27 protein-coding genes are annotated in these 23,604 nt (G+C 33.7%); 15 read left to right on the top strand and 12 right to left on the bottom strand.

Features of this window, described 5'->3' with window-relative positions:
• Window positions 1–5: 5 nt before the first annotated feature.
• Window positions 6–389 carry a cupredoxin domain-containing protein gene (locus K8N75_RS04290; protein WP_223790876.1) on the bottom strand — a complete coding sequence of 128 codons (384 nt, stop codon included), beginning with the start codon at window positions 387–389 and terminating at the stop codon, window positions 6–8.
• A gap of 346 nt (window positions 390–735) precedes the next feature.
• Between K8N75_RS04290 and larB the strand changes: the two genes are divergently transcribed.
• Window positions 736–1,509: a nickel pincer cofactor biosynthesis protein LarB gene (gene larB, locus K8N75_RS04285; protein ID WP_223790875.1), complete on the top strand. Its 774-nt coding sequence runs from the start codon at window positions 736–738 to the stop codon at window positions 1,507–1,509.
• Window positions 1,510–1,557: 48 nt separating this feature from the next.
• Here the strand turns inward: larB and K8N75_RS04280 are convergent, their stop codons facing one another.
• From K8N75_RS04280 to K8N75_RS04245, 8 genes are all read right to left on the bottom strand, one after another.
• Window positions 1,558–2,052 carry a CcdC protein domain-containing protein gene (locus tag K8N75_RS04280; protein WP_223790874.1) on the bottom strand — a complete coding sequence of 165 codons (495 nt, stop codon included), beginning with the start codon at window positions 2,050–2,052 and terminating at the stop codon, window positions 1,558–1,560.
• Window positions 2,053–2,099: 47 nt separating this feature from the next.
• Window positions 2,100–2,462 (bottom strand): DUF5518 domain-containing protein, encoded by a 363-nt coding sequence (locus K8N75_RS04275; RefSeq protein WP_223790873.1) that lies wholly within the window; start codon window positions 2,460–2,462, stop codon window positions 2,100–2,102.
• 85 nt (window positions 2,463–2,547) lie between these two features.
• The gene (locus K8N75_RS04270) at window positions 2,548–2,916 is read right to left on the bottom strand and encodes a dihydroneopterin aldolase family protein (RefSeq protein ID WP_223790872.1); all 369 of its coding nucleotides are present in this window, start codon (window positions 2,914–2,916) and stop codon (window positions 2,548–2,550) included.
• Window position 2,917: 1 nt separating this feature from the next.
• The gene (locus K8N75_RS04265) at window positions 2,918–3,574 is read right to left on the bottom strand and encodes a class E sortase (protein WP_223790871.1); all 657 of its coding nucleotides are present in this window, start codon (window positions 3,572–3,574) and stop codon (window positions 2,918–2,920) included.
• 102 nt (window positions 3,575–3,676) lie between these two features.
• The gene (locus K8N75_RS04260; protein ID WP_223790870.1) at window positions 3,677–4,627 is read right to left on the bottom strand and encodes a hypothetical protein; all 951 of its coding nucleotides are present in this window, start codon (window positions 4,625–4,627) and stop codon (window positions 3,677–3,679) included.
• 125 nt (window positions 4,628–4,752) lie between these two features.
• Complete coding sequence (locus K8N75_RS04255; RefSeq protein WP_223790869.1) at window positions 4,753–6,156, bottom strand: DUF515 domain-containing protein; 1,404 nt, start codon at window positions 6,154–6,156, stop codon at window positions 4,753–4,755.
• Entirely contained in the window at window positions 6,146–6,865 is a 720-nt protein-coding gene (locus K8N75_RS04250) for an archaetidylserine synthase (protein WP_223790868.1), read from the bottom strand. Before K8N75_RS04250 ends, K8N75_RS04255 begins: the two co-directional genes overlap by 11 nt.
• Before the next feature lie 41 nt (window positions 6,866–6,906).
• Window positions 6,907–7,575 (bottom strand): phosphatidylserine decarboxylase, encoded by a 669-nt coding sequence (locus tag K8N75_RS04245; RefSeq protein ID WP_223790867.1) that lies wholly within the window; start codon window positions 7,573–7,575, stop codon window positions 6,907–6,909.
• Between the two features lie 612 nt (window positions 7,576–8,187).
• Here K8N75_RS04245 and K8N75_RS04240 point away from each other — a divergent pair.
• The 14 genes from K8N75_RS04240 (at window position 8,188) to hemA (ending at window position 20,142) form a co-directional block, all read left to right on the top strand.
• A complete protein-coding gene (locus K8N75_RS04240; protein WP_223790866.1) occupies window positions 8,188–8,817 on the top strand; it encodes a hypothetical protein in 630 nt (209 codons plus the stop codon).
• Window position 8,818: 1 nt separating this feature from the next.
• Window positions 8,819–9,892, top strand: a complete 1,074-nt coding sequence (locus tag K8N75_RS04235; RefSeq protein WP_048189750.1) for a rod shape-determining protein — start codon at window positions 8,819–8,821, stop codon at window positions 9,890–9,892.
• 149 nt (window positions 9,893–10,041) lie between these two features.
• On the top strand, window positions 10,042–10,650 hold the full coding sequence (rnhB, locus tag K8N75_RS04230; RefSeq protein WP_048189749.1) for a ribonuclease HII: 609 nt from the start codon (window positions 10,042–10,044) through the stop codon (window positions 10,648–10,650).
• A gap of 10 nt (window positions 10,651–10,660) precedes the next feature.
• Window positions 10,661–11,500 carry a MotA/TolQ/ExbB proton channel family protein gene (locus tag K8N75_RS04225; protein ID WP_223790865.1) on the top strand — a complete coding sequence of 280 codons (840 nt, stop codon included), beginning with the start codon at window positions 10,661–10,663 and terminating at the stop codon, window positions 11,498–11,500.
• Between the two features lie 70 nt (window positions 11,501–11,570).
• The gene (locus K8N75_RS04220) at window positions 11,571–11,969 is read left to right on the top strand and encodes an ExbD/TolR family protein (RefSeq protein WP_223790864.1); all 399 of its coding nucleotides are present in this window, start codon (window positions 11,571–11,573) and stop codon (window positions 11,967–11,969) included.
• A gap of 64 nt (window positions 11,970–12,033) precedes the next feature.
• Complete coding sequence (locus K8N75_RS04215; RefSeq protein WP_223790863.1) at window positions 12,034–12,636, top strand: IMP cyclohydrolase; 603 nt, start codon at window positions 12,034–12,036, stop codon at window positions 12,634–12,636.
• 26 nt (window positions 12,637–12,662) lie between these two features.
• Complete coding sequence (locus tag K8N75_RS04210; protein ID WP_223790862.1) at window positions 12,663–13,424, top strand: coenzyme F420-0:L-glutamate ligase; 762 nt, start codon at window positions 12,663–12,665, stop codon at window positions 13,422–13,424.
• A gap of 67 nt (window positions 13,425–13,491) precedes the next feature.
• Entirely contained in the window at window positions 13,492–14,397 is a 906-nt protein-coding gene (cofD, locus tag K8N75_RS04205) for a 2-phospho-L-lactate transferase (RefSeq protein WP_223790861.1), read from the top strand.
• A complete protein-coding gene (locus K8N75_RS04200; protein ID WP_223790860.1) occupies window positions 14,394–15,155 on the top strand; it encodes a GTP cyclohydrolase III in 762 nt (253 codons plus the stop codon). The genes cofD and K8N75_RS04200 overlap by 4 nt, the downstream gene beginning before the upstream one ends.
• Before the next feature lie 121 nt (window positions 15,156–15,276).
• Complete coding sequence (locus K8N75_RS04195) at window positions 15,277–15,993, top strand: MJ0144 family RNA dihydrouridine synthase-like protein (protein WP_223790976.1); 717 nt, start codon at window positions 15,277–15,279, stop codon at window positions 15,991–15,993.
• 168 nt (window positions 15,994–16,161) lie between these two features.
• Entirely contained in the window at window positions 16,162–17,763 is a 1,602-nt protein-coding gene (gene atwA / locus K8N75_RS04190) for a methyl coenzyme M reductase system, component A2 (RefSeq protein ID WP_223790859.1), read from the top strand.
• A gap of 4 nt (window positions 17,764–17,767) precedes the next feature.
• Window positions 17,768–18,244 carry a methanogenesis marker 9 domain-containing protein gene (locus K8N75_RS04185; RefSeq protein WP_223790858.1) on the top strand — a complete coding sequence of 159 codons (477 nt, stop codon included), beginning with the start codon at window positions 17,768–17,770 and terminating at the stop codon, window positions 18,242–18,244.
• A 1-nt stretch (window position 18,245) separates the two neighbouring features.
• A complete protein-coding gene (locus K8N75_RS04180) occupies window positions 18,246–18,878 on the top strand; it encodes a precorrin-2 dehydrogenase/sirohydrochlorin ferrochelatase family protein (RefSeq protein ID WP_223790857.1) in 633 nt (210 codons plus the stop codon).
• Between the two features lie 61 nt (window positions 18,879–18,939).
• Complete coding sequence (hemA, locus tag K8N75_RS04175; RefSeq protein ID WP_223790856.1) at window positions 18,940–20,142, top strand: glutamyl-tRNA reductase; 1,203 nt, start codon at window positions 18,940–18,942, stop codon at window positions 20,140–20,142.
• Window positions 20,143–20,274: 132 nt separating this feature from the next.
• Here hemA and K8N75_RS04170 read toward each other — a convergent pair whose 3' ends face one another.
• The 3 genes from K8N75_RS04170 to K8N75_RS04160 all read right to left on the bottom strand — a co-directional run bounded on the left by K8N75_RS04170 (window position 20,275) and on the right by K8N75_RS04160 (window position 23,603).
• Window positions 20,275–21,003: a DUF4013 domain-containing protein gene (locus K8N75_RS04170; RefSeq protein ID WP_223790855.1), complete on the bottom strand. Its 729-nt coding sequence runs from the start codon at window positions 21,001–21,003 to the stop codon at window positions 20,275–20,277.
• A gap of 303 nt (window positions 21,004–21,306) precedes the next feature.
• Window positions 21,307–22,428: an AAA family ATPase gene (locus K8N75_RS04165; RefSeq protein ID WP_048189737.1), complete on the bottom strand. Its 1,122-nt coding sequence runs from the start codon at window positions 22,426–22,428 to the stop codon at window positions 21,307–21,309.
• A 326-nt stretch (window positions 22,429–22,754) separates the two neighbouring features.
• Entirely contained in the window at window positions 22,755–23,603 is an 849-nt protein-coding gene (locus tag K8N75_RS04160) for a TIM barrel protein (protein WP_223790854.1), read from the bottom strand.
• Between the last annotated feature and the right edge of the window lies 1 nt (window position 23,604).

Genomic DNA, 23,604 nt, shown 5'->3' with positions numbered 1-23,604 from the left:
TATCATTACTGCTGAACAATTATTATTCCACTCAAGTTGGGATGTAACTTGTCATAGTAATTGTAAGTTCCAGCTTTTGTAAAGTTTAAACTGAAACTTTGACCATTTTTGAGAACTCCACTGTCAAATGCATAATTTGAAGTATTGCTTACTATCTCATGTTCGATTGCAAAGTCTCGATTTATCCAAGTTATATTATTTCCCACTTTGATTGTTGAGTTGTTCCAGGTCAGTGTTTCATGTGTAATGATGATTATATTGCTTGGAGTTTCTGTTCCTTCATCACCACTTCGATCAGATGCGCTGGGTCCGTAAATATATGCGATGCTGAATATTAAAACAATAACCACCAAAGAAATAACAACATACAACTGATTTCTTGAATCCATACTTATTAGTATGTCACTATTTTTTTAAATATTTATCTGAAATTGAAATCAATACCAAAACAGTATATAATATTTGGAATGTAGATGACAAATATTAAAATTGAATTATTCTAAACTATATTGTTTTATAAATTTATTCCAAAATTATTTAATCTAAAATAAAAAAAATTATCTTTTGACGCCATATTGTAAATTTACAACATTAATCCTAGATTATTCTTACAAAATGTATAATTGAAAAGTTTAACATAAAAAAGTTAACTACTTTAAGTTTTAAATTAAAGTTATTCTGTTAATAATATTTTATTTAATTTTCTAATATAATAATCAATGTTTAAGTGATAAAATGAGGGAAATACTTCAAAAACTTTCAGATGGAGAGATATCAGCTGAAACAGCTGAAAAAATGCTCAAAACCATGCATATTATGGAGATAGAAGATTTTGCAAAGATGGATATGTGTCGTGAAGTTAGAACTGGAGTCCCAGAAGCTGTATTTGCAGAAGGAAAGGAAAATGATGAGATCGTAAAAATTGTCATGAAATGTGCTGATAATGACGGTATAATGGTAACAAGGCTTCAGAATGACAGATACCAATCCATAAAAGAAGATTTGAGTCCACTTATTGATAGGGGATTTAAACTAAATTATAATAGAAAGGCAAGGATATTAGTTGTAAAAGAACATGACCCGAAAAAGATAGGTAAGATAGGTATAATTACCGCAGGTACATCAGACATACCAGTTGCTGAAGAAGCCAGAATAGTTGCAGAAGAAGTGGGTTGTGATGTTTTAAGATCTTATGATGTGGGTGTGGCAGGTATACACAGACTTTTCTCTCAAGTTAGGATAATGTTGGAAGAAGAGGTGGAAGTACTCATAGTTGTTGCAGGAATGGAAGGTGCTTTACCTTCGGTGGTAGCGGGTCTTGTGGATATGCCTGTTATTGGTGTTCCATCCTCAGTAGGTTATGGTGTTGGTGAAGGTGGATTCACAGCACTTTATGCAATGCTACAATCTTGTGCACCAGGTATTGCTGTGGTTAATATTGACAATGGTTTTGGAGCTGCTTTATTTGCTTCAACAATTATTAAATCACGAATTAAAAGAGAAATTTAAATCAATTATTGATAATGGATTTTTATGAAATTATTCTGATCTAACAAGTTATTTAATTTCTTTAATTTTCTTCCTGAACTTGTTGTAAATGAAAAGTCGACGAGCTATCATTGCTCCTAATGTAAGCATCAATAACATAGAACTCAAAACATTAAGATCTATATATCCTGAATTAGTTAATAGATTATCACCATAAAACTTGAGAGCTATTACCAAAATCCAAAGTAGGACCGCAGCAAAGGACCCCTTCAGAAACATATCCCCATCCTTTTCTACCTTTACATCAAAGAAATTACCAAGTGTAATTCCAATTAGTACTCCCGTAATGAAACTTGCAATGATAAGGATAAAATTCAATAAACTTGTGAAAATAATATTTTGAACAATAAATATTGTTATAAACAACATAAATGCAGGGAGGATCATCAATCCCAATGGTCTTTTTATCCTTCTTTGGCGAAGTTGTAATATTACCAATATTATGATAATAACAAGGAAGGACTGACTATTGAACATGTTGATATCTGGATATATGACAACCATAATTTTACCCCATTAAAAAAAATAGGAATTAATGAAAAACAATATTTTCAGTCCTTACCACTTATAAGGGATCCAATTGCGCCACCTATACCTACAACAAATCCGCTGCTTATGAAAACAGCTATTACAAGGAATATTCCTGTAAGTGCAGTAGCAGCAAATCCTGTAAGTCCTGCTGTTATTGTTCCTCCTATTATCAGAATTATTGAAATCACTATGGCTCCAAATGCTCCGGCAACTAATCCATTACCAAATCCTCGAAGTATTCCGCCGCCAACCATTAACCCAACAACAATTCCTGCCAAGAACAATCCAATGTTAATACCAACAAACCCTAAAAAGAAACCAAACAAGTTTGAAAGTACAACTGCCAATATAAATCCAACAAATGCTGCTACCCAGTTAACCAAATAATCACCCCTAATTGATTAATAACTTTTGTATAACTTAATATGTTACTCTGAATATATAAACACTTCTTTAAAGCTAAAAAAGTTAATCAACATCTTCAACATACATAAGAGGATATTTTAGTTCAGAAATGTACTTCAATCTTATAACTGCACTTTTATCAGAGAAATTTGACTCAACTTTCACATCAAGCATTTCACCTGTTAAAGAAATATATTCGTATTCATTTTCTATTTTTTTTAATATGTCCCTATTAATTTCTATTTCAACCTTATTTATACATGGTTGAAGCTCCATTGCAGTTTTAATCGATTTTTCTAAGGATTCCGCACTTTTTATGTTTATGGGAGTACCAATAAACTGATGGAATAAAGCACCCATAGTTATAGCTCCCTCAAAAATTGCTCTTTCTCTATTTGATATGTTTTTAAAATATTTTTCATTCACATCCATTCTAAACACCTATAAGGTTGTTAGCCCATGATAACTTAGATTCAATTGCATCTGGAGGAATTGGATACATATATGCAATTACAAGGAATATGGTAATTGTTATTGTTGCTAAAAATATTATGTACTGTTCTTCTTTAATAGGATAAATGAAACTCAGTAACATCCCTCCTGTAAAGAAACCTAATATGATTATTAGGGCATATGGAGGATCATTGTTTGATTTTTTATTGGTCATCTGTATAGGATATGTATTAACCTGTTTAGCCATAATCATCAATCTTTCCTTTGATGATCCAAGTGGATAACATGTTACCAGGAAGAGAGTATTCCCCTGTTCAATTGATAATCTGTAGGAAGCTGGAACTATGGTTGAATTAACAACCTCATATTCAACATTACCAATTCCGGGCCATTGAACTGTTATATTGTCTCCAGTTTGTAGTTTGTCAAGGTTTAAAAAAGGAGAACCATGGAATGTACGATGTCCAAAAAGGGCAACGGTTCCAAAACCAGGTTTTGCAGATTTTGGATCGTGATAAATACCATAATCAACTGATTTATTGTTTATAGCTTGATCAACACCAATTTTTGGTATCTCTATATAAGGGGTATCTGTATTATTTACAGTAAGCTGGTTGGCAGATGCATAGTAACTCACTTCTATTAATCCATATAGTGAGATAATTAACATTCCAAGTAAAACGAAAAACGTTGAAAGTTTCATAGTTCTTTGATTATTAAAAACTTCCAACTAATAAATTTATCGTACATATCTAGCAAAAGCAATTCCCGCTGCTATCACGATACCACCAACAACGAAAAGGCCATAAGGAACCCCTGTATTTTTTGTGGGTATAGATGTTGGTGTTTTAGGGTCACCAGAACTTCCTTCTGAGTTTATTCTAGTTGAAGCGGATTGTCTGTTGACAGGAGTTACGCTCGATCCAGTGGGATAACTGTAAGTGTAGGAATATGATTTTGTTTGACCCGGGAACAATGTAACATCCCATCCTGCTGTTTGAGCAGTTGGATTTTCTTTGTCGATAAAATCAACTGTAGGATTGCTAGCTGTAAGTACTGAATTAATAGGAACTATTGGTGCCCTTATAAGACCTTCTACTCTAGGGCCTGTTGAATCCAGGTTTTTGAGGAAGAAGAAAAAGTGCCCACTCCATGAAACAACTTGAAGATTTGGATTCAAGTATTCAATTTCATTGGGAAGGAAATATGTAGCTGTTGATCCTGGATCATTTATTATTGGCCAGAAGGTATTACTTGAATCACCTCGACGAATAAAAAATGGTGTAGGTGGATTGGATTCTACAAGAGTAAATGATACTTCTCTGGTCTGACCTGAATCTATTTCCCATCCTAAATCACCACCAGGGTTGATAAAATTAACCATTTTAATTGCAGGAGGACTGGTTGAAATAACATTCCAGTCAATAGCTGAAGAATCTGTGCCTGTTACTGTAACTGTACCGTCGCCAGTATACTGTTGGCTTATTTTAAAAAATTCTGCATGATCATTATTATTTTTTATAGTAACATGTATCTGAGCTTCAAGGAAAGTGAATTGCAAATTTGATCCTGCTTCCTGAAGATGAGCTACTTGATCTGTAGCTGCATCAGAGGTGGTTGAAAATACTGTAAAAATCATAAATAGAAAAATAAAAGCTACGCTTATTTTATTGAAATAATTGAAATCCATTGTTTAACCCCCGACTAGCCGGCTTAACCATTGAATAATTCCCCTGATTTAGAATTACCAAGAAATATCTGCAGCTTTTTCCCCGTATTTAGCTGCAGATAGAAAACTTGGCATTTAGATTTTTTTTATCCAGTTCCATATATTTGATGAAGTTCTGTTATCATCCATTCAGGTGCCCTTTGGGTTGGGACAGTAAGAACTACACTGCCTGAGTTTTGTATTAACCACAGTGCATTTTCTCTAGGTACCTCCAATAATAGTAGGTATTGAGCATCGAGTTCTCCAAGATTTGAGACTCTTTCAAAATCAGATAATCTCCATCCATAAGCATTTAAAAGGGTATTTATCTGAGCTTCGTTCCAGTTTCTAGATGCACCTGCTCTTAACAGCTGTTCAACATCTCCTTGAGCGGATTGACCAGTTGAAGTACTAAGACCTGCACCATTTACTTGGAACTGGGTAGTGTGTGTAAAGTTCGCGGTGTTAGAGCTGTAAATACCACTAGTAGTATTTCTCAAAATCGCGAGTACTGTTGCTCCACTAATTTTAGGAGAATTATCTATTGGAGCGGTCTGTGTTGTCGTATTGTTTCCTGTGGTTACAGGGGCAACATTTTGATAAACATCAACTGCATCGCCAACATTTATAAGACCTCCAGCTGCCTGGGTTCTTACTATAACTATTGGAACTGCCACAGTATCTGGTGTTACTATGTCCATATTGGCAAGCACACTTGCATCTGCTTCATTAACTATTTTTTGTGCATCTGCAACTTTTACAATTAAATTTTTCACATCACTCGCACTTGTAGTTGGAGTGGTTGAGTTCGTTTCATTGCTAGCTGTACCTGTAGGTTGAGTAGAATAACTTATCATTACCCGTCCATATGGATCCTTCTTCAGATTTATCTGTTGATTCTGATATTCTCTCCAAGCACTGGTTGCTGGACCAATAACATCTACTGCAAGTACCTGATCAGGTGTTTCACCTGTATCAATATCTGCCAAGATCAGATTCTTTCGTGGATCAGCAGCTAATGCCCCTTTAAAGTAAGAATTTACTTCATTGATTTTAGCCATCTTCGCACTGTTCAAAGTGTCTTGATAAGGTGCGAAAACTAGGAAATAATATCCTGCGCCCACAAGTATAATCAGTATAATTCCAAAAACAGCTGCACCAACAAGTGTTCTTTGATCATCTTCTGGAAGTTGCTTTCCAAATCCTCCACCCAATCCTGCAAATCCTCCAGGCTTCTTTTTCTCAGGAGGCCTTAACCTTGGTTTATCCATAGGTTGTGGTTTTGGTTTAGGCATAGGCTTTGAAATTTTCTTATCAGAAGTGCCTTTTTTATCCCCACTATCTGCTTTAGGCTTACCTTCATCCTTTGGTTTGCCAGAAACTTTGCCCACCATATCTTTGAGGCGTCCACCAATATCCGAACTATCGGAATCAGATTTTTTTCCATTCTTTCGGAGATCTGGTGTATCGTTTTTATCTTTATCTTTTTTTCCTAGTATCTTATCTAACATTTGGACCACTTCTGCGAAGCTTGGCGTATAAATCCATAATCGGTATTATTATTACATATGTTAATGAGGCAATGAATAAAAGCTTTGCGGGAAGATTTGTAATTATTGTTGAAATGTTTTGTGGCAAAAGTGTTAAAAATATCAACACACTACCTGCTAATAGTATTTTGATCCCCCTAAATTTTGGATAAGTAATCGTACTCACCATTAACACAGATACCACAACCATTATTACTAATGCTATGTCTGCTCTAAAAATACCCGAAAGATAAAACGATCCTAAGATCAGGGCTGTTGATGGAATTGGTAAGCCAACAAATTTATCATCCGAAGCCTCACTTGAATCTGTAATTACATTGAACCTTGCGAGTCTTAAAATCCCACATAATAGTATTAGGAGTGCTACTACTATATTAATGTATGGTATACTAAACGATGCGCAAGCTGAATACAAAAGCATTCCCGGTGCAACACCAAAAGAAATCACATCAGATAATGAGTCAATATTTTCTCCAAATCCAAACTCATCAACTCTTTTAGTTTTTCTTGCAACCCAACCATCAAGTGAATCAAAGATAACAGCAACAAGGATAAACTGGGCAGCAAGTGCAAGATAACCGTTTAAAACCATTATTATTGATAAAAATCCAAAAAAAGCGTTTCCAAGAGAAACTATATCTGCGTAAGACATGTAATGCTTTATATTCATTTTAAAAAACCTCTTTCAGACCAGTTTAGTTTATATTTAATTTATTCAACTAATTCGGCCATTATAGTCTCTCCTGCTGTGGGTTTTTCACCCTCAAAAACCATTACTTTAAATTTATCGTAGGGGATTATTAAATTAACCCGGGATCCAAATCTTATCATTCCCAGCCTATCACCTATCTTAACACTGTCCCCAACATTAACATATTGAACTATTCTCCTAGCAACAAAACCTGCTATCTGAATAACTCCTATTTTTCCATACTCCGAATCTATCACTATTAAATTTTTTTCGTTTTCAGTATGTACATCTCCCATAGCAATTTTGAATTTACCCGGATAATGTTTGGTTTTCAAAATTTTTCCTGTGACAGGAGCCCTTTGTACATGAACATCAAATGGTGACATGAAAGTACTTATGAGAATTCCTTTTTCATCATCCTTTAATATATGTTCCATTACAGGGTCATCTTTTTTAGTTACTACCTTTAAACAATCAATTTTCCCCTTCAATATCTTACCATCTGCAGGTGCTACAACAACTCCGTCTTCTGTTGGAATATTCCGTTTAGGATCTCTAAAAAACTGCATAAAAAATGCTATTGCAGAAAATATTATGAAACTGAGTAAGAAATACCCTAAAAGGAAAGGTAGAACTGCTATGGTTAATAATATTCCTATTTTTTTTAATGTCACTCCTTTAACAAACACAACTACTTCCCCTTTATAAACAATAACTTTTAAAAATTTTATAATCTAAAATCTGTACTATCTGACCAGAAATATGAAATAATGTAATCCTATTAAATTTACTACCCTATTAATATAATTGAGTCCAATAATTCTCTGAGGATGGTAATTAAGATTTATAAATTCTACATCTATGATATAGAATTTAATTATGTTATATCTATTATAATCTAAAACTTTATATAATTCAATTAAAAATTATTAAATTCTAATGTTGAAAAATATATTATTAATATTTAATATCACAAAACAATTATTAATTCTTAAAATCCATGTTAACAGTTCAAAAATATTTTAATAATGAAGTTACTACTCCATAAGTTAAATATCGAAATTACTGCGGTTATCCATGCAGAGTTAACCGATTATTATAGGATAATACATTATTATTAAAAAATTTAATAAAGTTATAATTAGGTTAAATTGTATAGTTATATAAAGCTCTGATGCAAAACACATGATGTATATTGTATGAATTTAGGTGTGACGAAAATAATAGATAAATTATTAATTTGAAAAATTTTATTAAATTTAAAATTATTTAATGAACATTTCCACAAAGGCGTGGTAAAAATGATAGAAAATAAGATAAAAACCTTGAGACAAGCTGCAAAAGTTTCCACCATGCAAGAATCAGATGAAATATGGTGCGTAATAGCTGGAAACGAAGAAATGGTTAATAATATTGCCTACGCAGCAATTACCGACAAGGAAAGGGTTAAAATCCTTTGCAGAGAACATATAACCAGCAAAGAATCATTTGTAACCAAAAAATTTGATTTCATTTTGTTACATGGAGACATCAACAAAGTCAGAGACTTGAGTTTAATGTGCAAAGATAATGGGGGGGCTTACCTTAAAATTGCACCATATTATGTGTTGAATGAGCCAAATTTAATTTTAAGTGTAGGGCCTGAAAATTCCATTAAAAAGTTCATGGGAGATTGTGAAAAGGCAAGGTTAAAAGTTAATTTCCTTATAGAGGATAAAACAACTGGTTTCATTGAAACAGATGTTTATATAACGAACAAGTTACCTGAATTTATAAGAACCACTATTGACCCACTATTTAAAATGGCCGATGTTGCATTATCTACAATTCTAATATCCGCTGAAGAAGAAACTATACCAAAAATAAAGGAAATTGCAAAAGTTAACAAGATATTTGTAATAGAATTCAATAAGATTTTAAAGGAGGAATGAAATGTTCGATTTTCTAAAGAAGAATGATGAGGTAGATGTTAAGAAAAAGGCTTTGACCGACACGTTAGGGATAGATTTAGGAACCCTTAACACAGTAGTTGCTAAGCCATCAGGAGATAAATTCGACTTATACAAAATTCCATCTGTGGTTGCAGTTAAAAAGGAAGATTCATCATATGTTCTAGCTGTTGGTGAAGAAGCAAAATCAATGCTCGGAAGAACTCCTGAAGATATTATCGCCGTAAGACCCCTCAGAAAGGGAGTTATAGAAAGTATAGCTCAAGCAGAAGCATTACTGGTTTATGCTATGGATAAGGGTTCAGGTGAAAATACAGATAACATTGACAGAATTGTTATAGGTATTCCTGGAGATGCATCTGAAGTTGAAAAAAGAGCAGTTGAAGAGATAGGAATAAAAGCTGGAGCAAGTTATGTACTAGTTATAAGTGAGGGATTATCTGCTGCCATTGGAGCCGGTCTTCCTATAGCAGAAGCTGCAGGTACAATGGTAATAGATATTGGTGCAGGTTCAAGTGATATAGTTGTAATATCCTTAGGTGGAATCACCGACATCGAAACCATACGAAATGGTGGAGATGATATAGATAAAAACATTGTTGAAAAAGTCAAAGAGATTTACAACGTTGAAATAGGAATACATGAAGCGGAAAATGCTAAAATAGCCGTAGGAATGGTACATTCCGATGCAGATGTTGAAAATATCACAACAAATGCAATTGGAAAATCCATGGAAACCAACAAGCCAAAAAAGGTGGAAATAGACTCCAAATTAGTGGCTGATGCTGCAGAACCAATAGTTAAAAGACTTATTGAGGCACTTTCGCTGGTTCTTGAAAGGATGTCACCAGAACTCATATCTGGAGTATACAACAAAACTGTAGTTGTTGGTGGAACATCACAGCTCAGAGGATTAAAAGAAAGAATATATGAAGAAGTTGGAATTCCGGTAGAAATATCAGACGATCCAATGACTGTTGTGGCAAAGGGAGCTGCAATAGTAGCTGCAGAACCAAGGGCACTCGAACCCGAAGTTCGTTTAAAAGCGATGAAATAAATTCTCTTCTTTTTTTAAACAATTTTTTATTTTTCTAAAAATTAATATCCTAATTTAATTGCCAATAAATTGTAATTATTAACTATTTAATATATGCAAAATAATTAAGGATTAAACAACAGCTATACTTTTTAAGGGGTTAATAGTACATGAAATTAGTTGGCATAGACGAAGCAGGTAGGGGATCTGTGTTGGGTCCGCTTGTTGTATGTGGAGTTGCAATATTAGAAGAAAGATTGAAATATTTGGATAGACTTAAATTACGGGATTCGAAAAAAATTTCTCCAAAGAGAAGGGTTGTTCTCTCAAGGAAAATAAGAAAAATAGCAGAATGTCACCCTGTACACATAAGTGCAACAGACATAGATCTGTTAAGATCAAAGGATATTAACCTCAATGAAATAGAAAAAATTGCAATGAGAAAAATAATTGGAGATTCCAATCCCGATGTATCCTATATTGATTGTATAGATGTTAAACCTGAAAGATTTAAAAATGAAATAGAAAAATTCCAGAACAATCTAAAGGTTGTTGCAGAACATGGGGCTGACGATAAATATGCTATTGTATCTGCAGCATCAATTGTTGCCAAAGTTGAAAGGGACATGGAAATTAACAAGATCAAAAAGGAATTTAAAGATATTGGATCGGGTTATCCCAGTGATCCAAAAACCATCTCATTTTTAAAAAACACACCATACAATGATCTACCAGACTTTGTTAGAAGATCCTGGGCAACTGTTGAAAGAATGAAGTAACGAGGATAAAATGATATACGAATTTTTTACAAGTTCTATTGGAACCATAATGGAAATGTTCAGAAGTGGAGGAATAATTACCTATTTAATAACCATAATTGGAATTTATGGTGTTATATTATCTTCTGAAAAGATTTACAAAATGCGCAAAATATCCAAGATTAGTCTTCCACAGATCATTGGAACAGTGAATGAAGCAATGGACAGAGGTGGTTCTCTTGAAGCTTTACGCTCAATAGGAAAATACCAGAATCCCATATCAAAAATCATATCTGAAGCATTGAAAATAGGCTATCGAAACAATGTTGAGGTTGAAGATGCAATGGAAAGGGTATTCATTGTTGAAATGGGAAGAATGACCAAAGGACTCAATACTTTGAAAACCATAATAGAAATCGCCCCACTTTTGGGTTTGATTGGAACAGTTATAGGTATTTGGTACACATTCAAGGCCATGGGAGTGGGTGGAAACCCTTCAATAATGGCCGAAGGGATTTATATCGCATTAATAACTACAATCGCAGGACTTACAGTAGCAATAATCATTTTACCATTGTATTCATATATAAACAGTAAGATAGAAGAAGAAATAGATAAGATAGACATAGCCAAGAAGATGACAAATTGGAGAACAGCAGAAATGAAGATTAAGGTTGATTCTAATGTAGATAAATCTGTTGAAGCCCTTAAAGCATCTAACGGAGTTGTAGAGGTGAAGAAGATCCTCGATTCAGATGCAAACATATGGATATCTATACATCCAAATATGCTTGATAAAAACATAAGCAGCATTGTTAGGGAAAAGGGCAATACAAATGCAGAAATAATTGAAAGTAAATTACGCCAATGAAAAAGTAAATATTACTACTACTAAATTAAAGATTCAAAAATAAATTATAATAATTTTTAGGAGTCAATAAATGGCACTTGACACAAGCAAATACAGAAATAAGTTACAAGAAAACAATCCAAGGGTCAATTTAGTTCCACTCATAGATGTTATATTCACAATTCTAATATTTCTAATGGTTACAAGTAGTTTTCAAGCTGCTGCAGATACCAGTTCATCCTCAGGTAAACCCGAAATAAACCAGACTGCTGGGCCTTCGGATTACTATCTTATACCTGTAGCGGGTCTTAAATTAGTAACTGTTAATGGAATTGACATGTCTAAGGACATAAAAAATGGTGCAATAGCCGTCCACACAAGGGTAATAGATGAGGGAGAGATAATTATAAAGGCAAAAGAAGGTGCAATTGTGATAACTGCCCCATCTGATATGTCACCAGATCAAGCAGTGAATATACCACAACAATAAATTCAAGATTATTATATTCTCTCTAAATAGATTAAATATATAAAATGTATAAGTGGTGAATGAAGTGTATCTCGGAAGAATATTAGCAGTAGGAAGTACAGAATCTGGAAAATTCGTTGCATACAGAGTATCCAGTAGATCTTTTCCAAATAGAATAGCAAAATCATTTGAAGACAGAGTTTCTATTGTTCCCACAGAGGGAAATGAAAAAGATGTGTTTAAAAATCCATATATAGCATATAATTCCATAAAAATTGTCGATGACATAGCAGTTGTTTCAAATGGTTCACATACAGATGTGATAGCAGATAAAATAGCTTCAGGAATGAATATTAGAGATTCAATAGCATTATCGTTACTTTCTATGGATTATGAAAAGGATGATTTTAAAACTCCACGCATTGCTGGTGCAACAACACTACAAGGAGATTCTTATATAGGAATTGTTACCCATGAAGATTTAATAGTTCAAAAGGTTGAAACTGGGAAATGTGTGTACATATCAACATACGAACAAACAAAACCACAAATAGTGGATTTTAATGCCAACAATGCCCAAGAAGCAGCTAAATTTATAATGGATCAAGGCAAATTTAGAGAGTTCACCAACCCTGTGACATCTGCAGCCGCCTTTGGAAAGGATCAATGGGAGATAAGTTCCATATAATAGATTCATTATGAAAAGGTGCATAAATGTGTGTTAATATCATTGGTATCAAGAAAATTCCACTTATAAAAGAAGGAGACAATCTTGCAGAAATTATAATTAATAATGCAGATGATGAAGGAATAGAAATTTGTAATGAAGATATTATAGTGATTGCAGAAACTGCAGTAGCTAAAGCAGAAGGTAATGTAATAGATCTTAAATCATTGAATCCAAGTCAAAATGCAATGGAAATTTCCAAAAAAACTGGGAAAAATGCCAATCTTGTTGAAGCTATTATTCGCGAATCAACCGATATAATCAAATTAGGACCAAATTTCATAATTTGTGAAACTAAACATGGTTTTATATGTGCTAATGCAGGGATAGATGAATCAAATATTGAACATGGATTTGCAACACCAATACCTACAAATCCAGATAAAAGTGCAGATCAAATCCGAAAAAAAATAGAAACCTTAACTGAAAAGGATGTTGCAGTAATAATATCTGACACACAAGGACGTCCATTTAGAGAAGGTGCAGTGGGTGTTGCCATTGGGATATCTGGTATGGAATCATTGTGGAACCAAGAAGGAAAACTAGATCTCTACGGACGTGAACTTCAAACAACCCAAACAGCAGTTTCAGATGAATTAGCATCAGCAGCATCTATAGTAATGGGACAAGCAAGTGAAGGAATTCCTGTTGTTATAATAAGAGGAGTGGATTATTTCAAAATATTGAGAAATAATTCTGCAAATTCAAAACCTCTACTAAGACCAAAAGAATACGATGTGTTCAGATAAGAATATTATTAGATAGCTAAATAAAATTCAAAATCTTAGTCAATAATAAAAAAATAGATAGATCCACATGATAACAATATTTTCCGGCGGAACAGGTACCCCTAAACTATTACAGGGGATTATGAAATTAATAGAACCAAATAAACTTCGTGTGGTTGTTAATACACTTGAAAACAACTATTTTTCAGGAGTTTATGTGACTCCTGATATTGACACTGTTATGTATACACTGTCAGGAATGATCAATGAGGATACCTGGTATGGAATTAAGGATGATACATTTATAACACATGAAACTTTAAAGGAGATCAAATGCCCTGAAACCCTTAAAATTGGTGATAGGGATAGAGCCATAAAAATTCAGAAAACATTGCTTATGGAACAATATCCTCTTTCAAGGGTTGTTGACATTCAGAGAAAAGCCCTGGGTATTGAATCTGAAATAATTCCAATGAGTAATGATAAATCTAATATAATCATTGAAACAAACGAAGGAAAAATGGAATTTCATAAATTTCTTGTTGAGAGACAAGGCATGCCTGAAGTTCTTGACATCAAATATAATCCTGTTTCACCATCACCAGGACTTATTGAATTTATTGAAGAGTCTGAGATGGTTATAATAGGGCCTTCAAATCCCATAACTTCCATAGGACCCATAATAACTTTAAAAGGTGTATCTAAAGCCCTAAAAAATGCTTATGTAGTTGGGATATCTCCAATTATTGGTGATGCTCCTGTAAGTGGTCCTGCAGCCAAATTTATGAATGCTCTGGGACATGATGTTTCATGTTTAGGTGTTGCAAAAATGTACGCGAACTTTTTAGACAAATTTATTATAGACCTTAAGGATAATGCCTACAAGAATAAAATAGAAAGACTAATACCAGAGGTTGTTGTAACAAACACCAACATGAAGAACATCGGAGAAAAAAAGATGTTAGCCAGAACTACATTGGGTGAGATTTTATGATTCAAATGACCTTAATTCAAATTGACAACTATGGCCCATGGACAGTTACTCCAACACCAAGGGCAGAAGCAGATCTACAGATCCTACAGGCAGAGCTTTATGCAGACCTCCAAAGGCAGTTTGCTGCAAAGGGAGGGCTAGTATTTTTCACCCGTTTCGATAACATGCTCGCGGTGACAAATGGCGTGGACATGGAGGATCATCTTAGAATACAAAAGTCCATAGGAAATAGATACCCCATAACAGTTAGTATGGGTGTTGGGGCTGCAGAAACTCCATACGAGGCACAGCGAAAAGCAACAAATGCCCTTCAAAACTATGGTGGAGCTCAGTCAGAGGAAAGAACAGAAGTTCTGGCAATAGACGGTTTGGTAAAAAGTGACGAAAGCTTTGTCCAGATCGCCCATATAGATATAAATGGCATAACTGACTCTCTCACCGATATAATCCCGGCATATGATACTTCTTTCATAGTAAATCGTGTACAACATTTCTTAATGAAGAAACTCATTGAAAAAGGTTCTTTACTTTTCTTTATTGGTGGTGACAACTTCATGTCTCCCTGTAACGGCCTAACCCCAGAGGGACTCCTTAAGATAATCGAAGAAATTGAAAATGAAATAAATATTGCCCTTAAAGCAGGGGTTGGAAAAGCACCGACTGCAGAAAAAGCAGCAAACCTTGCAGACCTCGCACTTGAAGAAATAAGGGGCGGATTCACCTACAATCTTGTACATGTAATGAAAAATGAAGAATGATATGATCCGAGGTTAGAAAACCTCAAAATATCTTTGTTTTTAATTATACTTTATGAATATTCATTTTAGACAAATTAAATTTTGTTTTAATGGAGGTATCCCATTGAAGGTTTTAGCCCCCATGGCAGGGATAACAGATGGTAAATTCTGCAATAAAATGGCTATTTATGGTTTTGATATTTTAACCATTGGAGGTTACAATGCAGATCAACAATCTATAAGGGCAGGATTGAAAATAATCAAACGAGGCAGACCAGAATTTGATATTGCTAAAAATGATTTAGAACAACATATAACCAATGAAATCAAAATTATCAAAAATAACAATGATTACAAAGGCCTAGTATCTGTTAATCTTCGTGCAAGCACTCCAGACCCTATCATAAATATATCCAATATCCCAGAACTCGACATAATCGAAATAAATGCCCACTGTAGACAGCAGGAATTGGTTCAAGCGGGTTGTGGACAGGCTCTTCTAAAAAATCCTGAATTACTTAAAGATTTCACCTCAAAGGTTGTAGAAAATTGTGATAAGAAAGTCTCGGTTAAGATGCGTGCAAATGTACCTGGAGTGGACAATGTTATAGTTGCAAAAGCAATAAATGATGCAGGTGCCGATTTCATTCATGTCGATGCAATGAAACCAGGATTTGATTGTGCGGATTATGGTGTTATTGAATCTATAACGAAAAATGTTGATGTATTCATTATAGGAAACAATTCGATCAAAGATATAATGTCTGCAAGAAATATGCTCTCTGCAGGTGCTAATGGTTTTTCTATTGCAAGAGCTGCTATTAATGGGACTCTCCCGTTTGATCTTTCAATGGTATGACTAAAAAAATTTATTTAGGGATTATATAAAAAAAATTGATAATTTTTAAGATATAATTATCAAATTATATATTGGTTGAATCAAATAATTAATAAGTTAAATATTCAAAATAGAATAAATCAAATTAATTTATCTAAAAATTCACAAACTCATAGAAAAGGTGGTTACATGTCTTTTATAGAAGTGAAAAATGTTACAAAAACCTTTAACGGTGTCGAAATCTTAAAAAATCTGAATATGACCATTGATGAGGGAAAAGTTTTAGGTATTCTTGGAAGAAGTGGTTCAGGGAAATCTGTACTCATAAATATGTTCAGAGGAATGAAAGATTACAGACCAGATAAAGGTCAGATCATATATACAATAGCAATCTGCCCTGATTGTTTGAGGGTAGAACCCCCATCTGCCGCTGGCAAAATATGTAGTTGCGGATGTGGATGTGAATTCGAATTAAAAAAAATTGACTTCTGGAACTGTGACCGCAAAATTTTTGCAGCCATAAAACGTAGAATATCCATAATGCTGCAGAGGACATTTGCCCTTTATGAAGATGATACAGTCATAGATAATGTTTTAAAATCAATAACTGGTCATGATGAAGAGGAAAGTACGTATATGGCTATAGAATTGATTGAAATGGCCCAAATGGCACACAGAATTACCCATATTGCAAGGGATCTGAGCGGAGGGGAAAAGCAAAGAGTAGTACTTGCAAGACAGATAGCAAAGGAACCAATGATATTCCTTGCTGATGAACCTACTGGAACATTAGATCCTAAAACAGCTGAATTACTTCATCAGGCACTGCTTGATGGAGTAAAAAATAAAGGCACAACAATGATCATTACATCTCACTGGCCAGAGGTTATGAGAAAATTATCAGACTATGTAATATGGCTTGAAAAGGGAGAAATAATTGTTGAAGGAGATCCTGAAACTGTTGTCCAGGAATTCATGTCTCAAGTACCTCTACCTGAGAAAAAAGATGTTTTCAAGACTGGTGGCCCCATAATACAAATAGAAAATGTTAAAAAACATTACTACTCCATTGAAAGGGGAGTTGTTAAGGCAGTTGATGGTATTGATCTTACTGTTAATACAAGTGAAATCTTTGGAATTGTAGGGCTTAGTGGTGCTGGAAAAACAACTCTTTCTAGAATACTCTATGGACTCACAGATCCCAGCAGCGGTAAAATCGAGGTAAAACTTGGTGAAAATTGGATCGATATGACACAAAAAGGTCCTTTCGGGAGAGGACGTGTAATACCTTACCTTGGAATTTTACATCAAGAATATAGTCTTTATCCTCATAGAAACGTTCTTGGAAACCTAACAGAGGCAATTAGTCTCGAACTCCCCGCAGAATTTGCTAAAATGAAAGCCATATATGTACTCAAAGCAGTTGGTTTTGATGAAGATTATGCTAATAATTTATTAACAAAATATCCTGATGAATTGAGTGGAGGAGAACGCCACAGAGTTGCTCTTGCCCAGGTTCTGATTAAAGAACCGAATATTGTGATTCTTGACGAACCAACCGGCACTATGGATCCTATTACACGAGTTCAGGTTACTGATTCAATAAGAAGAGCTCGTGATGAACTTAGTCAGACTTTTCTAATTATATCCCATGACATGGATTTCGTTCTTGATGTTTGCGATAGGGCTGCATTGATGCGTGGTGGAAAAATACTTAAAATAGGCGATCCAAAGCAGATTGTCCAAGATCTAACACCAAAAGAGAAAGAGAAGATGCTTACGGAGGAATAAAATAATGGTATGGGAAGATTCACCATCACATGTATGCAGGGGAGGGGACAAACGCGCATTAGCATTTTGTTGTCCACCAGTAAAACCTTGTCCAGTTATATATGCACTTGAGGATGCTAAACTAACTCCTCAGGAGTATATTGAAATAAAAGAAAAATTTGCAGAGAAAACTAAACTCAGCCAAGGAGAAGGAACTTGTTTTGGTTCACTTGTATGGTGCTGTAAACCTTCAAAACCATGTCCACTAAGAGATATGGTAATGAGAAGGATTGGAATGAGTGTTGACGAGTATATGGAGTTGAAAAAACAGCTTTCAGAGGAACTTGTAGGAAAACATGAATCAAATACAAAAGAGAGTGTTACTGTCCTTTCAGAAACATTCAATGTGTCCGAGGAAGAGGCATTTAAAACACTCCAGCAATGTGATAATGACTTGAAAAAAGCTGCAAAACTTCTTAAAATGAAGAATTTGGAGTTTTAATATGGGTTGGACTCCTCTGTTTCTTGAGATGAAGGACAAAAAAGTTTTAATAGTAGGTTCTGGAGAAGTAGGAAATAGGAGAACTATAAGATTCCTTGAGGCAGGGGCCAATGTTGTTGTAGTGGGAAGCCATGTTCCAGAAGATTTAAATGATCTTGGTGCAACTATAAAACCAATTGAAGAAATTCATAATTGGGTTGAATGGGCAGATATTGTTATTACTGCTTCAGCCGACCATGAGTTAAACCAAAGAGTAGCTGACTTATCTGGAGAAAAACTTATTAATAGAGCAGACTTCCCAAATAAAGGCAATTTAATTGTTCCATCATCTTTTTTCATAGGCGATGTGCAAATATGTATATTTACCGGCGGAAAGAGCCCCCTCATGTCAAGGGAGTTAAGAAAAAAGATAGAAAAAGTAATAAGTCCAGAAGATGTTCTGCAGCTCGAACTCCAATCATTTGCTCGGAAAATTCTCAAAGAAAGGTTAGATGATCAGAAAAAAAGAAGATCATGCCTTTATACCATTTTAGAAGATCAAAAAATAAAAAAACTTTTAACAGAGGGCAAACTGGAAGATGCTAAGAAATATGTTAACGAGTTGATAATATCCCTTAACAATGTTAAATTATGAATTAAAAATAGGGTTCTATGGGAAAAAATTCTTAAAAATAATTATATTTTAGGTGGAAAAAGTGATTTTGAACATTAGAGTTGATCACAAAACAGCAGACATTAGTAAAATGGAAAGATCAAGTCAGAAACTTGAGTCTGTTTTCAAGAATATCTATGAAAGATATCCCGTGCAAGAATATCTAAAGATAAATACATGTAATAGAGCAGAGATCTACTTGGTTTTAGGAGAATGTTCTATTGAAAACCTTCAATGTGATGATTTTGTTGTTGAAACAGATGACAATGCAATGGAACATCTACTAAGATTATCCTCAGGTTTGGAATCAATGATACTTGGCGAAGACCAAATACTCGGACAGATAAAAGATGCACAAAAGAGAAGTGTTAAAGAAGGATGCTGTGGAGAGGTGCTAAATACAATCTTCATAAAGGCAATTCATGTTGGTCAGGTTGTACGGAAAAAAACAAAAATAAATGAAGGTTCCTTATCTATTGGTTCAGCTGCAGTTGAACTAGCAGAATCTGTTCATGGAGATCTTAAATGTAAAAAGGTTCTAGTAATTGGTGCAGGTAAAATGGGAACTCTTGTTGCCAAGGCATTAGTTGAGAAAAATTTAAAGGCCATCGTTGTTGCAAACAGAACACATGATAGAGCAGTTGAACTTGCAAGGGAACTAGGTGGATCAGCCATCCACTTTGATAAATTAGATGAAGCAATGAGAGATGCAGATGTTGTTATAAGTGCAACTGGTGCACCGCACCCAATTTTAACCTATCAAAAGGTTAAAGAAGTTGTGCCTTCACATATTATTTCAAAAATGGTTATGGTAGACATTGCAAATCCACGAGACATTGAAGAGGATGTTTCCAAACTTGGTGTGAAACTCTTTAATATAGACGACCTAAGAGATATAGCAAAAAGAAGTAGGGAAATGAGAGAAACTGAAGCATCAGACGCAGAAGATATAGTTAAAAATGAAATGAAACTTTTAAAACGTTCCCTCAAACATTTGGAAGTGGAACCCATCATATCAAATATCAGAATTACAGCTGAAAATATCCGGTTAAATGAAACCCAGAAAGCATTTAAAATGCTTGGCGATATGAATGGTAATGAAAAAATTGTTGACGACCTAACAAAGGTAGTTGTTGAACGTATATTTTATGATGTAATAAAAAATCTAAAGGAAGCAGCTGAAAATGATGAAAAAAATGTTATCGAAGCTGCTGAAACTATTTTCTCAAAAAAATCGTGGTTATAGAAAATTATTAGAATATTATTTATTAAATAATCATACCAATTTTTAATTAGAATATTAAGGATTCATTGATTCATTCATATAAAAAATTTATTTTGATTAATTTTACTTAAATTACATTTATTAAATAATTAATTATCTATCTATTAGTCCCAGAAACCTTGCAGAGAATATTAATATATACGGGGCAATTATGAGATCAGGAATAAAAGTACCTATAATAGGAATAGTATTTGCCAAACTATCTGATAAAGCCACTTCTACCATGGTTCCAACTATGAATATTCCAAGGTAAACAATAATCAATCGTTTAATACCCACATTTCGTATTTTATGATAAATCTTTTTAAAATCAATGCTTGCTCTTACCTCTCCGTTGTGATGAGCTCGGTGTAACAATACCGCAGGGAAGAATGCATAAATAATAACTGTTATAGCAAGTATAATTAGAAATAATGCTGTACTTTCTCCAGAAACATCATCTAAATCCATAGAGAATAAAAATTCTACAAAGAACAACACAAACAACAAAAGAGGAATAGAAAAGTACATAATTAGGACTATAGTCTCTTTAAGTCCGTGTATGAATGTTATTTTCAATTCATTGAATTGAGGAAGTTTTTTTGATCCATGAATTGTTTCTTCAACTATTCTAAAAACATAACCTGCTTCAAAGATAGCAAGTAAAATAACTACGACACTAAGAAAAAATCTTAGAATATCTGTGGTTTCTCCTGCCCCAGATAGTGAATCTGCAAAATCTGCAATAAAAAGTACCAATCCAAGAAGAAGTAACATTTTCAAATCGGAAGCAGAATACTTCATTGCATCGATAATTATCTCATTTAGATTCATAGACCCCATAATATCCTATACCTCTCCATATTTAAATTTTTTATATGACTTATAAACCTGACTGTTATTAAATTTTAAATCTAAATAAATAGATATTACAAAAAAAATTCATATAATTTAATCAAATCCAAAGTCCATATAATCAATAGTAAATTATGATCTTAGGTATTTATGAATAGAACACATCAATATATAGGTGTAAAAAGAGCATGTATCCTGAGTGTTGTGAGGGATGTATATATAAGTCCTATTTTTCCATTAAAACGTATATTTAAAATTTTATCCAAAAAAATAAGAAAAAAACTTAAATAATTATGCGAACATACCTTTTGGTTCGTTCAGTTTGGTTTTATGTTGTTTAAGCGCATATTTGACATGCTCCCATGTAACTGTGTCTGTATCTTCGTATATTGCCTTATGAAGAGCAACTTTTAAAATTCTGTCCTTAATATCCCTTCCAGACATCCCCTTAGTACATTTTACAAGTCTATCTAAGTTCAAATCAACACTAATTGGCATTGATCCGGTATAAAGATCTAAAATAGCCAACCTTTCTTTTTCATCTGGAAGTGTGAATTCAATCTCCTCTTCAAATCTACTCCTTATTGCGAAATCAAGTAAATGAGGATTATTGGTTGCACCTATTGTTACAACTCCCTTATGATGATCAATACCATCCATTTCAGTTAACAAAGCATTGACAACCTCTGAAACATCTCCCCTTAACGATTGATATTTCCTGTCTAGACCTACTGCATCCATCTCATCTATGAAAATAACAGAAGGTGAACTTGCAGAAGCCATTTCAAAAAGTTCATGAATTTGTCTAGCACCATCCCCTACATGTTCACCTATAAGACTAGTTGCCTTAACAAGAAACAATGGAACTTTTAATTCATTTGAAAGGGATTTTGCAAGCATGGTCTTTCCTGTACCCGGTGTTCCATAGAACAGAACATTCCTTGGTGCCCATTCCTTGAACTTATCTGGTTCCTTAAGATATTTCATTATTATTTTGCACTTGGTCTTAGCCCGTTCCTGCCCAATCACATCTTCCATTCGGATGCTACTTTCAATCTGCTTTATTTCACGCGATTCTTGAATCTCAATTAGAAGAATTGACGTGTTATCGGTTATTTTTGAATTATCTGGATGAGCTTTCACAATCTTAAATGCATAATCTGGAAGTAATTTCTGGTCAAACAAGAATGAACCTTCATCAACCACACATCCCTCCCACTGTTCTTTGGCATAAAGTTCAAAAAGTTCTTTATCGAATATTTCAATTTTAGGATTTTCAACAAGATTACATAGAAATGGATAGCCAATAGACTGGAGTACTACCAGTTTAGCCTCCTTATTAGGTTCATTTAAATTTTTTGAAGTTTTTTTGTCCGATACCAATGTATCAGGAGTTATATTATTCAGTTTCACTAGGATACCTACCATTTTTTATATTTAGTAAATTTTATTCAAATTGAATGTATAAATTTGTGAATATCAAAATATTTGTTGATTTGCTATACTTTTAGAATCAATACTATATGAACATACTTGTATATTGCAATGGATAAAAAAGTTTTGTTCTCAAAATAATATTGAAAAAAATGAAAAATAATTATTTTTATAGACAACAATGATTTACTTGCATTAATATTAATTATTTTCCAATAATAATATTAATGTAATATTTTATTTAGAATTTACATCAGGACTTCTTAAATAAAAATGAGTTGTTTTAGAGGTTATTTTTTTTGGTGTTATATCTTTTTTTTATTTGCCAAAAACTGGCTGTACATCTTTTTCATTACAAGAGCATCTTGATCAATTAGTGGACTTTCACATATCACTGTAATGTTCCAACCGCACTCAGCAATTTCTTCAATAAATGGTTGGAGAGGAGGACCATAATTATCATCTAAAAGTTTATGATGCTTTCTTTCTCCAGCATCTGTGTATTCTATATGTGTGAAATGAGAATGAAGAGATTTAATCCCTAATTCATCCTCAAGTTTCTGAAAGATTTGATTGTAATCTTCCCGTTTATTAATTTTTCCTCTAGATCTTGCATATACATGAGCAAAATCCACTGTAGGTTCAAAATGATCAAATGACCTGCAAATTTCTATTATCTCATCCAAATTGCCAAGTTGAGACCTTTTTCCCGTGGTTTCCGGTGCAAAATAGTAATTTTCAACCCCAAGAACCTCCAATTTATCCATAATCTGCTTTATAGCATTTTTACATCGATCCATAGCCTCATTTGAAGTGTAATTAGTATAAAATCCGGGGTGGAAAACAGTTCTATAAGCACCCATCCATTCTGAAGCCTTTGCAGCTTGAATCAACCTTTGAATGGATCTTTCTATCACATCATCCTTGTTTGATGATAAATTTATGTAATATGGCGCATGCATCGAAACAAGTACATCATTATCTTCAGAATCCTGCTTAAGTTCGATTGCTGATTGTTTAGAAATTTTTACACCATATGTTGCCTGATATTCATAGGCTTCAAGTCCTTCTTCTTTTATATAAGTACATGCATCCTTTGCATTACCTTTAAAGTTAATGGGTCTTCCAGCCGGACCAAATCTTACATTTGACATA

The sequence above is a fragment of the Methanobacterium spitsbergense genome (assembly GCF_019931065.1).
GTDB classification, from domain to species: Archaea; Methanobacteriota; Methanobacteria; order Methanobacteriales; family Methanobacteriaceae; genus Methanobacterium_B; species Methanobacterium_B spitsbergense.
Note: the sequence above shows the minus strand (reverse complement) of the source record. Positions and strands in the feature narration are given on the sequence as shown.